The sequence below is a fragment of the Pseudomonas fontis genome (assembly GCF_028656955.1).
Taxonomy (GTDB): domain Bacteria; phylum Pseudomonadota; class Gammaproteobacteria; order Pseudomonadales; family Pseudomonadaceae; genus Aquipseudomonas; species Aquipseudomonas fontis.
Map to the genome: position 1 here is coordinate 63,806 of NZ_JAMDGY010000053.1, position 15,666 is coordinate 79,471.

Sequence of the window (15,666 nt, forward strand, 5' to 3'; positions counted from 1 at the left end):
TTGCGCGGTACTTACTGTGTATTACGAACAGCAGCGCAAAACCCTCAATCGGTTTCAGCGAAACGGCCTGCGCTTGACGGCATATGGGGTGCAGGCGCGCAGGCCCGAGGCGATGTATTTCTCCACCGACGACACCGAAACCTTCAGTTCAGCGGCAATGTCGCGGTGGCCCATGCCGCTCAACTTGTGCATGAGCAAGGCCTGGCGTGCCTTGCTTGGCTGGTTGCGCAGGGCGGCATCGACATGGCTCAGCGCCTCCACGGCCAGGGCGCGGACTTCTTCGGAGGGCACCAGTGGCTCGGGTTGTTCGCGCAGCGCCTCGAGGTGGATGGCCTCCAGGCGTCGGCGGCGGTACAGGTCGATGACCATGCCTTTGGCGATTTGCGTGAGGTGGCGGCGGCAGTTCTCTGCCGAGGGCACGCCGCCCTTCCTGATGAGGTTCAGATAGACGTCATGGGCGAGGTCAGCGGCATCTGATGAGTTGCTCAACTTGCGCCGCAACAGGCTGCTCAGCCAGCTGTGATGATCGATATACAGCTGCTCCAGCTGTTGCATCAGCGCGAACGATCCGTTGTCCACGTTACGTCTCCAGGCTTCAGCATCCGTCAGCAGATTTTGACTAATGCGAATATGTATGATTACCATTTAGAGCATACGGTGTTCACCTAGCCCGTGCAACGCACCTTGCTGGGCCTCCTGCCAGCGTTCAAGAAATCCGCGTTTTATCTCCAGACCGAGGATGGGTCTGTCGGCATCCGATGCCGTCTCTACTTCTTACTATTCAGTTTGTTAAGGTGGGAAATCTCCATGATGGAACTCAACCCAGGGAAGGCGTCGCCACTCTCTGTAACGCCGCACGAAGAGCAGGTCTGGCTCGTGCAACAGCAATACCCCGAACAAGTCCTCAAGCATTTCAGCGCCTGGCGCCTCGCGGCCGATACCGATCCGGCCAGGCTCGAAAGGGCCCTGCAAACGCTCGTCGCCTCGCTGCCAGCACTCAACGCCCGCTATCAGTTCGATGACGGCGGTGACTTGCGCAAGACCTTCAGCACTGATTGGCAGGCCTGTGTTGCCGTGTTGCGCGCGCGTGACGATGGCGATGCCAGCAAACAGTTGCTGGCGCAGCAGGTGCAGCCCTGGGATGCAGAGTGCCAGGCGCCGTCGGCCGCACTGATCATCCACAGCGAACACGACCTGATCCTGGCATTCGTGCTGCATCAGGTGCTGGACCAGACCTGCCGCGAAGACGACCTGTACCGGATGGTCATGGATGCCTATGCCGGGCGCCCGGTCGGCGCGCCACACCTGCCCTGGTTGCAGCGCCAAGCGGCCGACGCGGCGGTAGCGACGGTTGTGAGCACCGAAGGGGCAGCCGACAGCAGCGCCATTGCCGCCGTGATCCTCAACGAATTTCGCACGGCCCTGGCCGCGCCCAACATGACGTCGACCGATGATTTCTTCGATTTTGGCGGGCACTCGCTGCTGGCCACGCGGATCATCGGCAAGCTATCGGGCAATCATGGCATTGAAGTACGTTTCAACGACTTCTTCAGCGCCTCGTCAGCTGCAGCACTGGCGGCGCGTGCACAGGTGCTCGGCCAACCCGTTGAATCCGTCTGCGCCCAGCAGGGCGCAGAGGTGCAGAAGGCACCGTTCGCGCTTGCCCAGGCGTCACTGGGTCGCGCCTATGCGGCTTTTGAATTCGGCACCATCTTCAACCTGCCGTTTGCCATGGAATTCCTCGACCAGGTCGATGAGGTGCTGTTCGAACAGGCCTTCTGCGACCTGCTCAAGCGCCACGCCAGCCTGCGCACCACCTTCCACTTCGACGCGGACGAGGCATATCAGCAGATTGTCCCGGTCACGCAGTTGGCGCAGTACAAGTGGTTCTGGTCGAGCCAGGCCAGCCACGGCGCGAGCCTGGCCAGCGAAGCCAGCCATCAGTTCGACCTGTCCCGCGAGCTGCCGCTGCGCGTGCGCTTCCTGTACGACGCGCAGCGCCAGCGGCAGACCTTGTCGTTGCTGGTGCACCACATGGCCATCGATGAATGGTCGCTCAACGTCATGATGGAAGAGCTGGCCCACGCCTACCGGATGCGTGCAGCCGACCAGGCGCCGGCCTGGGCCACCCCGGCGCGCTCATTCCACGCCTACGCCGTGCAGGCCCAGGCCACTGGAATCAACCCGCAGCACTTGGCCTACTGGACCGACATGTTGCGCGACGCCAGCCGTGGCCTGACCCTGCCAGCCGCAGCGCATGAGCCGAGCGTGCCGGCTGCCGAGTCGTCGACCCGTGCACAGTGGTTCGAGATCAAGCCCGACCAGGCGCTCACCGACAACCTCTACGGCTTCGCCCGGCAGAACAATGCGTCGCTGTTTGGCGTGGTGTACACCGCCATTGCCCTGGCCCTGCACAAGGTCGGCGGCCTGCACGACCTGGTGATCGGCACCTCGGCCTCCGGACGCACTGACCCGGCGTACTACGACACGGTCGGCTACTTCACCACCATGGTTGCGCACCGCGTGCAGTTCGATCCGCAACAGGCGGTGGGGGCGCTGATCGAGCAGGTCAGCCGCCTGATCAACGACTCCATGGCCTATGCCGACGTGCCGATGGAGCAGATCCAGCAGGCGCTGGGCATGACGGCAGCGGACGGCCTGCTGTTCGATGTGTATATCCAGATCCACGCCAATAACGCCCTGAATGGCGCATTGAGTACGCCTGAGACGGGCAGCATCCGCTACCGGCAGATCGACCCGGACAAGAACCAGTCGATGTTCGGCATCCAGTTCGAGATCATGGAAAACATGATCGAGGGCAAGCGCGCGTTGCGCCTGGTGGTCACCCACCGCACCGACCGCTACAGCACCGAGCAGATGGCGCAGGTACGCAGCGCCATCGAACAGGTGCTTGCCCTGTTCGTCAGCGACGATGCGGCGGGTGTGGTGGTGGAGCACATACGTACGTAAAGCCGCCAAGCCGGCCTGATTGTCTTCAGGCCGGCCGCTATCGGTGCTCGTTCAGCTACCGCTCATTTCAAGCTTCGTGCATGCCGTAGCGCTGAAACGCCGAACGCTTGGGCAGGCGGTAGTGCGGGCGGCCCAGCAACTGATTGGCAATCGTCGCATTGCGCACCGGGGCGATGCCCAGGTCCGGCGAGCCGACGCCATGCTGGAAGATCTCGGCATTTTGAATGAATACCTGCCCGGCGCCGTCATCACAGCGACGCGCGGTGAAGTCCTCCTGCACGATGCAGTCACCCTGTTCATCAGTTGCCAGCACGCTGCCCTTGAGCCGTTCAAACCACTGCGGCCAGGCATGCCCATAGCCCGTCGCCGCCACGATTGCATCTGCCTCCAGGGTGCTGCTCTGGCCCAGTTCGCGGTGCCGATAGGTCATGCGCAGACGCCCGTCGATGTCCTCGACCTGCTCGATTTCACAGTTGGACAACAACGTCAGGCCTGGGTCGGCGCCGCCAATCGAGCGCTCGTAGATCAGGTCGAAGATGTCGCCAATCGTCGAGAAGCTGATGCCTTTGTACAGCAGCCCCTGGCCGGCAACGATGTCGCGGCGGCGTTCGCGCGGGATGCTGTGGAAGTACTCCATGTAGGCCGGGGTAAAGCATTCCTGGCCAAGCTTGGAATACTCCATCGGGTGGAAGCCCGGCGAGCGGGTGATCCAGCGAATCGATGCGCCTGCGGCAACCCGCTCCGGGGTCAGCTCATTGAACAACGCCAGCACGCACTCCGCAGCACTCTGCCCGGACCCGATCACCGTGACCTGTTGGCACTGCGCCAACTGCGCCTGGCGCTTGCCGAACTCGGCCGAGTGCATGATCGGTGCTGCGCTTTTTACCTGGGCCCAACGCGGCAGCAGCGGGGTGGTGCCGACACCGACGGCCAGGTGCTGGCTGTGGTACTGGCGCTTGAAGCCCGACAGCGACTGGCTTTCGATCAGGAAGCGCCCGGCGCTGGCGTCGTAGCGGACATCGCAGACTTCTTCGCCGAAATGACAGGCCGCCAATTGCTGTGAAGCCCAGCGGCAGTAGTGATCGTATTCGCGGCGCGGTACCTGGAAGTTGTCGTAGTAGTAGAACGGGTACAGGCGATCGTGCTGATGCAGGTAGTTCAAGTAGCTCAGCGGGTGGGTGGGGTCGGCCATCGTCACCAGGTCGGCGAGGAAGGGCACCTGCAGCGTGGTGCCGGGCAGGAGCAGCCCCTCATGCCAGCGAAATTCCGTCTTGCGCTCAAGGAAAATGCCGCGCACTTCGGTGTGCGCGGCAAGCAGCGCGGCCAAGCCCAGATTGAACGGGCCAATGCCAACGCCGACGATGTCTACAGCGGGAATATCCTTCATCCGATCCAACTCCTTAGGTCTTGCAGTTTGGGTGTCGCGGTCGCCCGTACAGGCGCCGCGCTCGATTCAAAGCGATGCTGTTCGTGGGCTCATGCGCTGACCGCCGCAAGCAGCTGTTCAACCTCCTGGGCATTGCGGCAGCGCAGCAGTTGCCCGGGTGACAGGGCGACGGCGAACTGTTCCTGCACCTGCGCCGAAATGGCTTTCAGGTGCTGCGGGCGCAGGCCCAGGCTGATGAAGTCCAGCGCTGTGTTGGCACCTTCGTGCGCCGGGCGACCCAGCACGTTCAGGTAGATGGCCAGCACCTTGTTGGTCGCCGGGGGCGTGTCCGCCACTGGCGCGCTGAGCAGGCTGCGTGCGCGCTGACGATCCGCCTTGCCGTTTTGCGACAGGGGCAGTTCGGTCACGCAGAGCAGCCGGGTGGGCACATGCGATTGCGGCAGATGGCGGCGCGCGTAGGTGCGTAGTTCGGCCATGCTCGGCTCGGCGGCATTCGCGGCGCTGACGTACAGCGCACCGAGGCTGACTTCGCCTTGGCGTGCATCGCCGTAATCAACCACCAGCACCTGGCGCAGCGAGGGGTGATTGCTCAGGGCCATTTCGATATCCGGCAACGACACGCGCACGCCGCGTACCTTCACATAGCCGTTGACCCGGCTGTCGAACAGCAGCGTGCCGTCCTGGCGATAGCGCCCGCAATCACCAGTGCGGAACGCGCGGACCGTCTCGCCATGCTCGTCGTTGACAGTGACGAAATCACTTTGTTGCAGCGCACCGTCCTGCAGGTAACCCAGCGCCAGGTTGACCCCGGCGGTGTGAATGCGGCCCACCACACCGGCTGGGCAATGCTCGCCCTGTGCATCGAGCACAAGGTAGCGATTGCCGGGCAATGGCTGGCCGTAGGGCACTTGCGCGCGGTCAGCGTCGCCGATCTCGTGCCAGATGCTCCAGATGGTGGTCTCGGTCGGTCCGCCGAGGGAAATCAGCCGGGCCTGTGGCAGCAATGCACGCAACTCGGCAATGGTTGCCGGCTTGATGTAGTCGCCGCCTTGGGCAATCAGGCGCACGCTGTGCAGCGTGTGGTTGCCACGGCAGGCGATGAGCATCTCCAGGATCGCCGGCACCGAGCACCACAGGGTGACCTGATGCTGGGCAATCAGCTGGTTCCAGCGCAGCGCGTCCTTTTCCTCGCCGGGGCCGGGGAGGACCAGTGTCGCGCCCGCCGTCAGGCTGCCGAGAATGTCGAACACCGACATGTCGTGGTGCAGCGGGGTGACCGAGATGAACACGTCTTGCTCGCTGACACCCCAGTGCTTCAAGGTGCTGCCGATGACGTTGGCGGTGGCGCGGTTGCTCAGCACTACGCACTTCGGCTTGCCGGTGGTGCCGGAGGTGTACAGGTAATAGGCCGGGGCGTCGCTCAGCGACAGGTCGGTCAGGGTGGGTGGTGCACTGGCAGGCTCGGCGAGCAGCATCGCGCAGGTCGCCGCCGGGTGCTCGATGGGTTCCAGCTCGGCGAGCACCACCAGGTCGGGGCGGCAGTTTTCCAGCAGGTACGCTCGCCGCTCCTCGGGTGCCGAAGCGTCGATGGGTACCCAGATCACGCCGCTCAAGGCACAGGCCAGGGTCAGCAGGGTGTGTTCCGGGCTGCGCGGCAGGCAGATGGCGACCACGTGCCCCGGCCCAAACCCGCGGGCTTTCAGTGCTGCGATGAGCCTGGCCACGTTGTGGCCAAGCTCGGCATAGCTGATGTGCCGCTCACCGCTGATCAATGCGACCTTGTGGTTGTCGGGGTTGAAGATATTGTTCGCGATGCGCCCGAGGAAGCCTTCGCGACACGCCTCATTGGCGGGGCTGTTGAGGCAGTAGTGACTTGTGTCGATGATCGCCGGGGCGTCGAGGGCCAGGGTGCCACTGGCGGCAATCTGCTGGATCGCTTTGTCCAGCGCCCGCAGGATATCGCTGATCAATGCCGGGGCCAGTACCTCGCGGGCGTAGTCGATTTCGAGCAGCAGCGCGCCTTCGGCGTTGGCCGAGAAGCGGATGTCCATGGCCACTTGTGGCGTCTGGGTCAGGCCGTCATGCCAGTGCAATGGGCTGTCTGCAGGGGTGACCGGCCAGGAGAAACCGTTGGTGATCACCACCGGCAATATCGGGCCGGGGCCGTGGGTCTCGAACAACTGGCGCGCCAGGTCGACGCCGGAATACGCCAGGTGTTGCAGGCCTTCCATGACATCCACCTGCAGCGCGGCGGCGCGCTGCGCGAAGGTGTCGCCAGCCGTTGCCCAGTTGACCGCGATAAAGCTGGAACGGTTGGCAAACGCGGCACTGGTTTGCGCTGCGACAGGCACGGCGACACACAGATCGCCCTCGTGCACCCAGTGCGAGAGCACCTCCAGCACCACCGCCATCAACGCCGAGTTCTTGAACAGGCGCTGGTGTGCGCCCACCTTGCACAGCGCCGCGAAAGTTTGCTTGGGCACCAGCAGGCGTTGGCGCTCATAGCGGGACGCGCCGACCTGCTCTAGCGGGATAGTCCAGGGCAAGCGTGGTGCGCCGGTCACAGCGGCCAGCTTGGCGCTCCAGTAAGCGGCGTCGGCCTTGCGTTGCTGGGCCAAGTCAGTCGGCGCTGTATCGGCTTCGCTCGCCTGCGTTTCACTTTCGCTGCCGGTGAACAGCTCCAGCAGCAGGGCGGCGATTGAACGTCCATCCAGAATCAACGCATCCAGACGGACGAACACCACTGATTGCGCCTGCCCAAGGTGGAACACCGTGACATTCCACGGGCTGCGATCCAGCTCGAAAATCCCATGCGCATAGACTTCACGGCGCGCCTCGATGTCGCGCAGCGCCTCTTCTATAGGCAGGTTGGAGAGGTCGATTTCATCCAGGTTCACCTGCACCTGGTCACTGACGTACTGCACCAGCCGGTGTGCGTCGATGTGTGTGCGCAGGCTCGGGTGGCGGCGCACCATTGCAGTCAGGCGGCTGCGCAACTGGGTGATGTCCAGCTGGCCGCGGTACTCGCGAAACTCCTGCATGGCCACACCCCCCAGTGGCATCTGCGCGCTGCGCCCTAGCAGGTAGGCCTGTTGCAGCGTATTCAGGGGCTGCTCGCCAGCGGGGCGTGCCAGGGGCTGGTCGAGGGTGGCGGGGTGTTCGGCCACTGCGCGTACCAGCGTCACGAAACGCTCGAACAGTTGAGTTACCCAGGCCAGTGGCAACGCGTCGAGGCGAATGTCCCAATTGATCAGGATGCCGCCATCGGCGCAGGCAATCTGCGCATCCAGGGCAACCTGCGGCCCTTGCGAAATCACCCAGTTCAACGGCCCGAAAGCCCGTTTTACCCGCTCGGAAAACAGCTCCCCGCCGGGCATGTCCAGCGCGGCGGTAAACACCACCGGTGCCAGCTGTGGCGAGCCATGGTGACGCGACAGGTCGCGCATCAGGTTGACCCCTGGATAGGCGCTGTGCTCCAGCAGTTCAAGCATTTTCGCCGCCAGTTGCCGGCACATTGCCGCGGGGTTTTCAGCAGCTTCGGCATCCACGTCGAGTATCAGCACATTGGCAAATTCGCCGACGCTGCGCTGCACATCTGCCACCAGTGGTTGACGCCAGAAGCTTGGGACATTGAGACGCAAGCGACGATCGCCGGTCTGCGCGCCCAGCACCGAGGCAAACAGCCCGAGCACCAGGTTCGACAGGGTAACCCTGCGGTCGCGGGCCAGGCGCTGCAATGCCTGGCGTTGCTCGGCGCCGAGCCAGGTGTGCAGGCGATGGCTGCGGGCTTGCGCGGGTTGCTCAACCAGATAGGGCAGGGTGGGGGCTGGGGCGATGTGTTCAAGACGCTCACGCCACCAGCGCCGGTCGCGTTCTTGCGCGGTTTTCAGTGCGCTGTCGGCACGTGCGCGGTCCCACCATTCAAAGAAGGTCGGCGTGGCCGGCATGGGTGCATCGGGTGCTTCGTAGCACGCCGCCAGGTCTTCCATCAGCGGCCGGAAGCTTGAAGGGTCGATGGCGATCATGTCGGTATCGACGTGCAGGCGGAACTGCTCATCCGCCAGCAGGCTGACACTGAAGCGGGCGCCGGAACAGTGGCGCAAATCCAGTTGCTGATGCGTCCACTGATCACGCTTGTGCAGCAAATGTTCGGTCACCTGCGCAGCGGGCAGCTGGCGCAGATCATCGACTTCCAGCGTCGGTGACTGGTCCATCGAGACCACGCTTTGCAGCCCTTCGGGGCTCAGTCGCAGGCGCAACATCGGGTGAAGCATGCAAACCTTTTCAAGGGCCTTGCGCAGTCGTTCCAGGTCGATGGCATGGCCATCGAACTCAGCGTACAGATGAGCTGAAACCTTCCCTAGATCCGCATGAGCAGTGCGCCCGATCCAACAGGCAGCTTGCATTGAAGTTAACTCTCTCATGGCTCAATCGTCTCGCTTGATTGACAAGTTCCAAATATTGGAGTCCCCTATTAGAAACGATAATGATTAAGATTCACACTCTAAATTTTCTCGAGCAAGCATGGAGGCTCACTACAAAATGAGTGCGGTAATCCTTAGGGAAAAGGACATGGACGAAGTACAAGTGTTTAATCAAAAAGGGATTTTTTCATTTACCTCGGGGGATCGAGAGTTAATCGCAAGCGGTGCCCTGCAACGCGTCGAAACCCCTGCCATTGGCGGTGCTGACGCTGACAGCCTGTTTCAGAAGACCATCGAACAGGCCTTTGAACGTGCCCGCAAGGCCGGGCAGAGCAACCCGATTATCGTTGGTGCGATCCCGTTCGATCCTGCCGAGGCCTCCTGCCTCTATATCCCCGAACACGCTGAATGGCGGGCGCGTTGCGCCACTGCGGCGGGTAACGATGACGCCCTGCCAAGCTTGCTCGAACAGCACAATATTCCGGATGAACACGCCTTCAAGCGCTCGGTAGAACACGCCATCGTCAATTTCCGCCTTAGCGATGTGCGCAAGGCGGTGCTGTCAGTGCAACGTGAGCTGGTGTTTGCGCAGGACGTCGATGTCGATGTCATGCAGCGCAACTTGCGGGCGCAGAACCAGGGCGGCTATCACTTCCGTGTGCCAATGGCCGATGGCGCCACCTTGCTGGGCGTTAGCCCCGAGTTGCTGGTGCGCAAGGACGGTCTGAACTTTGTCTCCAATCCGCTGGCCGGCTCGGCCAAGCGCATGGCCGATGCCCAGGACGACCGGCGTAATGCCGAGTGGCTGGCCGCTTCGGAAAAGGATCACTACGAGCATGCTTTTGTCACCCAGGACATTGCCGCCCGCGTTGGCGAACTGTGCACCCAACTGGACGTTCCACAGCGCCCTTCACTGATCAGCACCCCTGCGCTTTGGCATCTTTCCACGCGCATCGAGGGCACATTGTCCGATGCGACGGTGTCGGCCTTGCAGCTGGCCTGCCGTCTGCACCCGACCCCGGCGGTGTGCGGCTTCCCGACCGAGCGGGCGCGGCGGTTGATCCGCTTTGTCGAACCGTCCGAGCGCGGCCTGTTCACCGGCATGGTCGGGTGGTGCGATGCCCAGGGCAATGGCGAGTGGGTAGTGACCATCCGTTGCGGCACGGTCAAGCGCAATCGCGTCCGCCTGTTCGCTGGTGCCGGCATCGTTGAGGCCTCGCAGCCCGATTCCGAATGGGCAGAAGTCCAGACCAAGCTCGGCACCATGCTGCGGGCCTGCGGGCTGCAGGCTTAATCCAACCCTTCGACGTGTGAAACCATGACTCTAGAATTTACTCACTGGCCCGCAGAGCGGGCCCAGCGCTATCGCGACCACGGCTACTGGATCGACCAGCCGCTGACCCAGATCCTCCACGCACGCAGCCAGGCACAGCCTGATGCGCTGGCGATCATTTGTGGGGAGCGGCGTTTCACCTATGCTGCGCTCGAACAACTGTCGTCCAACCTGGCCTCGCGCCTGGCCGAACGCGGGCTAGGCCAGGGCGATGCGGCGCTGGTGCAGTTGCCCAACGTGGCCGAGTTCTACATCGTGCTGTTTGCCTTACTCAAGGCTGGCATCGCGCCGCTCAATGCGCTCTACAGCCATCGCAAGCTGGAGCTGACGGCCTACGCCAAGCAAATCGTGCCCAAGCTGGTGATCGCCTCGCGTGAACATGAAGTGTTTCGTGATGATGGCTACCTGGAAACCTTTGCCCAGGTGGGCGCGCACCCGCAAATCACCTTGCTGATGGGCGAGGCACACGCCGACAACAACCTGGCGCAGTGGATCGAACAGCCGAGTAGCCAGCCTGTCCACTATGCCCCCACCGGCGCCGATCAGGTGGCGTTGTTCCAGCTTTCCGGCGGCAGTACCGGCACGCCAAAACTCATCCCGCGTACCCACAACGACTACCACTACAACGCTCGCACCTGCGCCGAAGTCTGCCAGCTCACCGCGCGCACCCGCTTCCTCTGCGCCGTGCCGGCCGCGCACAACTTCCTGCTCAGCTCGCCGGGCGCACTGGGCGTGATGCATGCCGGTGGTTGCGTGGTCATGGCGGCCAGCCCGGAGCCAATGAGCTGCTTCGAGCTGATCCAACGCCACGCAATCAATACCGTGGCCCTGGTGCCAAGCGCCGTCGCCTTGTGGCTGCAGGCGGCTCCGCAGCACCGCGAGCAACTGCAATCATTGGAGTACCTGCAGGTAGGAGGCGCAGTGTTTGCCGACTCGCTGGCGCGTCAGGTGCCGGGGGTACTTGGCTGCCAGTTGCAGCAGGTATTCGGCATGGCCGAGGGGCTGATCAACTACACCCGCCTGGATGACAGCGACGAGCAGGTCTTCACCACCCAGGGTCGCCCGATCAGCCCGGCGGACGAAATCAAGATCGTCGATGAACACGGCGAGCCCGTGCCGGTCGGCGAGGCCGGCATGCTCGCCACGCGTGGCCCGTACACCTTCTGCGGCTACTACAAGAGCCCGGAGCAGAATGCCCAGGCCTTCGACCAGGACGGTTACTACTACTCCGGCGACCTGGTACAGCTCACCCCAACGGGTGATCTGCGGGTGGTCGGCCGGATCAAGGACCAGATCAACCGGGGTGGCGAGAAAGTCGCTTCGGAAGAGATTGAAAACCTGATTGTCCTGCACCCCGATGTCACCCACGCGGGCCTGGTCGCCATGCCCGACGAGAGCCTGGGTGAGAAGAGCTGCGCGTTCGTGGTCTCGCATAATCCGAACCTCAAAGCCCCGGCACTCCGCCGTCACCTGCTGGAGCTTGGCATCGCCGAGTACAAGCTGCCTGACCGCATCCGGCTGATCGAGAGCATGCCCCTGACGGCGGTCGGCAAGATCGACAAGAAGCAGCTGCGTCAGCTGCTGGCGGTGGAGACCACCCGTGCCTGGCTGCAAACGCGCTTGCTGCAATTGATCGAGGATGGTGAAGAACTCGACCCGGAGGAGAACCTGATTTTCTACGGCCTCGATTCGTTGCACGTGATGAAGCTGGCCGCCGAGCTTAAGGAACGCCGCGTCGCCGTGAGCTTTGAAGAGCTGGCCAGTTCGCCAACCCTGTCCCGTTGGTGGTCGCTGGTGGAGTCGCGTCAGCAAGCAGCCTGATTTACTGCTGCGGGCCGCACCAGCATTGGATGCGGCCCGCCAAGTCAATTTAAATGGAGTTAGATATGACTTTGTCTTCTGCCGATCAAATTCAGCTGGACACGTTCTGGCAGCATTGCCTGAAACACCAGTATTTCAATATTGGCTACCCGGAAAATGCCGACTTCGATTACTCCCAATTGCACCGCTTCCTGCGCTTCTCCATCAACAATTGCGGGGACTGGAGCGAGCACAGCAACTACGTGCTGAACTCCTTCGATTTCGAGAAGGACGTCATGGCGTACTTCGCCACGCTGTTCGACATCCACCCTGAAGACAGCTGGGGCTACGTCACCAACGGCGGCACCGAGGGCAATATGTTCGGTTGCTACCTGGGCCGCGAGCTGTTCCCGGACGGCACCTTGTATTACTCGAAGGACACCCATTACTCGGTGGCGAAAATCGTCAAGCTGCTGCGCATCAAGTGCCGTGCCGTCGAGTCGTTGGCCAATGGTGAAATCGACTATGACGACCTGATCGCAAAAATTGCCGAGGACGGGGAGCGCCACCCGATCATTTTCGCCAACATCGGTACCACGATGCGTGGCGCCATCGACAACATCGCGACTATCCAACAGCGCTTGCAGCAGGCCGGTATCGCCCGCCAGGACTATTACCTGCACGCCGACGCGGCGCTGAGCGGGATGATCCTGCCGTTTGTCGACAAGCCGCAGCCGTTCACCTTCGCCGATGGCATCGATTCGATCTGTGTCTCCGGGCACAAGATGATTGGTTCGCCAATCCCCTGCGGGATTGTCGTGGCCAAGCGCGAAAACGTTGAGCGCATTTCGGTCGAGGTCGACTACATCTCGGCCAAGGACAAGACCATCAGCGGTTCGCGCAACGGCCATACGCCGATGATCATGTGGGCAGCCCTGCGCAGCTATTCGGCGGCGCAATGGCGGCGACGGATCAAGCACAGCTTGAGCACCGCGCAGTATGCCGTCGACCGTTTGCAGGCTGCCGGCATCCAGGCCTGGCGCAACGACAACTCCATCACCGTGGTGTTTCCGTGCCCGTCGGCGCGGATTGCCAAGAAGTATTGCCTGGCCACCTCCGGCGACACGGCGCACCTGATTACCACGCCGCATCATCAGGACAATCGCACCATCGACGCCTTGATTGATGAAGTGATCGCCGAAACCGAGCCGCACGCCTGGCGCGCCAAGCGTGGGAGTGATGAGCAGCGCGAGGGGGGCGCGCAGGTGCCGGCGCAGGTCCGGGTTTCCAATGCGCGTTTTGACGTCATCTGACGGCATGCCGCTGACTTTCATTTTTGCTGATTCGAGAAAACCAACATGTCGCCACTCAAAACCCCAGAGGCCTGCACGAGCCTGAATGATATTCGTGCAGGCATCGACCATTACGACCGACAGATCTTCGAGGCGCTGGAAAAACGCCTGGGCTACGTCAAGGCAGCAGTGCAGTTCAAAGCCAACGAACAGGCGATACCGGCGCCGGAGCGGGTCGTGGTGATGTTGAAGGAACGCCTTGAATGGGCCGCCGAAGCAGGGTTTGACCCCGACTTCATCGAGACATTATTTACGCAGATCATTCACTGGAACATCCAGCAGCAGATTCAGCATTGGCGTTCCCTTCATCAAGAGGCGTCCTGATCCAGCCGCTGCTCAATCCTGCTGCACCACCCGCTGAGGCTTGTCCGGTACCCAGTCGAGCAGGTGCTGCTTGAAGCCATGGCTGGCCGCCTGGTAGTAGGCGATGGCGCGCTTGATCAGCGGGTCGTCACGGGTGGCCGGGACTTCGCGGCTTTCTCCCAGCGCATCCTTGTGCAAGCGCAAGCCATCACGCGGGCTGAGGATCGCCAGGTCCTTGCCATCGAACAGGCCCAGGTGCTGGTAGTTGCCGATCAGTACGCGTGGGGGCAGGGTGTCTTCGAGCATCAGGTCACGGCCAAAGAAGGTCGAGGTGTAGCTCATGTTCAACAGGCCCAGCAGGGTCGGTGCGAGATCGATCTGGCTGGCCAGCTTCGACACTTCACGGGCCTCGATCAACTTGGGTGCATAGATGAACAACGGGATCTGGTAGTTCTGCACCGGCAGGTCTTCCTTGCCCGCGCTACCGGCGGTGTGGTCGGCAACGAAAATGAAGATCGTATTGTCGAACCACGGCTTGGCCCGTGCCTGTTCCAGGAAGCGGCCAATGGCGTAGTCGGTGTACTTCACCGCGCCGTCACGGCCGTTGCCCGAGGGAATGTCGATGCGTCCCTCTGGGTAGGTGTAGGGGCGGTGGTTGGAGGTGGTCATCAGTTGCAGGAAGAACGGCACCTGGTTGGCATGGTCGGTGTCGGCCAGGCGCAGGGTTTCGGTGTACAGGTCTTCGTCGGACATGCCCCAGGCGTTCTTGAAGCTGATGTCGCTCTCCTTGATGCTGCTCTGGTCGACCACGCGGTAACCGTTGCCGCTGAAGAAGGCATTCATGTTGTCGAAATAACCGCGCCCGCCATAGACGAACACGCTGTCATAGCCGACATCGCTCAGTTGCTGGCCGAGGCTGGCGAAGCCGCTTTCCCGGCCGATGCGCTTGACGATTGAGCGGCCAGGCGTTGGCGGCATCGACAGGGTGATGGCCTCCAGGCCACGGTCGGTGCGGGTACCGGTGGCGTAGAAATTATTGAAATACAGGCTCTGCTTGCGCAGCACGTCGAGGTTCGGCGTGAGGTTGCGCGTGTCGCCGTTGCTGCCCAGGTATTTGCCGCTGAGGCTTTCGATGGTCACCAGGACGATGTTCGGCTGACGCGCCGGGGTGGTGCTGGTCACGCTGCGGCGAATATCCATGGGCTCCTTGCCGGTGAAGCGAATATCGGGTTCGTTCAACTCGCCCTGTATCTGCGCCGAGGTCTCGGCGTCGGGCAGGCTGCTGTAGAACTGCGTGTAGTCCAGCTCGTTGTTACGGAAGGCAGCAAAGAACTGGTACGGGCCATTGCTCGCCAATTCCCGCTGATAGGCGTTGCCGCCTTGACCGCGCGGGCTGTCCTGGTCGACAAACTGCAGGCACAGGCCCGCCACCAGCAACAGACCGACCAACCCCACGAGGCGCTGACGCAATGCCGGGAAGGGCGCGTTGAGTGCCTGCACCAGCGGCTTGCGCAGAACGACGCAGAGGAACAGCGCAACCACCGCCAGGATGCTCAGCAGCAGGCCGATCGGGTACGACTCGAGAATGTTGTTCAGCACCTCGTCGGAGTACACCAGGTAATCCACGGCGATGAAGTTGAAGCGCACCCCGAACTCGTCCCAGAACAGCCATTCGGCTACGGCAGTGAACAGCATGGCGAAAATGCTCAGGGCCAGCACGCCCTGCAGCAGCCAGCGGTTGAAGCGCGAACGCCACAAGCGCTGCGGGCACAGCAGCAGGTACAGGCCGATCGGCAGCGCGGCATACACCAGGAAGCTCAGGTCATAGATCAGGCCGACGCCGAACACCGAGAGGTAGGCATGCCCGGCTTCATTCAAATGGGTAAACAGCAAGGTACTGCGCGTGAGCAGGAAGATGACCAGCCAGGTGGCGGTCAACAGCACCAGATAACGCCACGGTGCTGATGAAGGGGTGCGCATTGTGATTTCCTTTTTTGTATTGATGCCGTGTCCCTGGCATATAACGCAGGCGCAAACAGACGTACTGCGCGCTAAGTTATAGATGAGTAAAGGGAGTGGCTGAGGAAAATATCAGTC

General features: G+C 62.3%; 9 protein-coding genes. 5 read left to right on the top strand and 4 right to left on the bottom strand.

Translation table 11 applies throughout. The features are described from left to right. Positions 1-54: 54 nt before the first annotated feature. Positions 55-579: a sigma-70 family RNA polymerase sigma factor gene (locus M5G11_RS17105; protein WP_273911739.1), complete on the bottom strand. Its 525-nt coding sequence runs from the start codon at positions 577-579 to the stop codon at positions 55-57. Positions 580-807: 228 nt separating this feature from the next. On the opposite strand from M5G11_RS17105, the gene M5G11_RS17110 reads away from it, so the two are divergent. After that, on the top strand, positions 808-2,970 hold the full coding sequence (locus M5G11_RS17110) for a condensation domain-containing protein (protein ID WP_273911740.1): 2,163 nt from the start codon (positions 808-810) through the stop codon (positions 2,968-2,970). A gap of 67 nt (positions 2,971-3,037) precedes the next feature. On the opposite strand, the gene basC is transcribed toward M5G11_RS17110, so the two are convergent. Both basC and M5G11_RS17120 read right to left on the bottom strand, forming a co-directional pair. Beyond that, on the bottom strand, positions 3,038-4,357 hold the full coding sequence (gene basC / locus M5G11_RS17115) for a putative histamine N-monooxygenase (RefSeq protein ID WP_273911741.1): 1,320 nt from the start codon (positions 4,355-4,357) through the stop codon (positions 3,038-3,040). A gap of 89 nt (positions 4,358-4,446) precedes the next feature. Continuing rightward, positions 4,447-8,781: an amino acid adenylation domain-containing protein gene (locus M5G11_RS17120; protein ID WP_273911742.1), complete on the bottom strand. Its 4,335-nt coding sequence runs from the start codon at positions 8,779-8,781 to the stop codon at positions 4,447-4,449. A 148-nt stretch (positions 8,782-8,929) separates the two neighbouring features. Between M5G11_RS17120 and M5G11_RS17125 the strand changes: the two genes are divergently transcribed. The 4 genes from M5G11_RS17125 (at position 8,930) to M5G11_RS17140 (ending at position 13,590) form a co-directional block, all read left to right on the top strand. Then, complete coding sequence (locus M5G11_RS17125; RefSeq protein WP_273911743.1) at positions 8,930-10,075, top strand: isochorismate synthase; 1,146 nt, start codon at positions 8,930-8,932, stop codon at positions 10,073-10,075. A 24-nt stretch (positions 10,076-10,099) separates the two neighbouring features. Beyond that, positions 10,100-11,935: a (2,3-dihydroxybenzoyl)adenylate synthase gene (locus M5G11_RS17130; RefSeq protein ID WP_273911744.1), complete on the top strand. Its 1,836-nt coding sequence runs from the start codon at positions 10,100-10,102 to the stop codon at positions 11,933-11,935. Positions 11,936-12,000: 65 nt separating this feature from the next. Continuing rightward, positions 12,001-13,227 carry a histidine decarboxylase gene (locus M5G11_RS17135; RefSeq protein WP_273911745.1) on the top strand — a complete coding sequence of 409 codons (1,227 nt, stop codon included), beginning with the start codon at positions 12,001-12,003 and terminating at the stop codon, positions 13,225-13,227. A gap of 45 nt (positions 13,228-13,272) precedes the next feature. Then, a complete protein-coding gene (locus M5G11_RS17140) occupies positions 13,273-13,590 on the top strand; it encodes an isochorismate lyase (RefSeq protein ID WP_273911746.1) in 318 nt (105 codons plus the stop codon). A 12-nt stretch (positions 13,591-13,602) separates the two neighbouring features. Here M5G11_RS17140 and M5G11_RS17145 read toward each other — a convergent pair whose 3' ends face one another. Further along, a complete protein-coding gene (locus M5G11_RS17145) occupies positions 13,603-15,549 on the bottom strand; it encodes an LTA synthase family protein (protein ID WP_273911747.1) in 1,947 nt (648 codons plus the stop codon). Between the last annotated feature and the right edge of the window lie 117 nt (positions 15,550-15,666).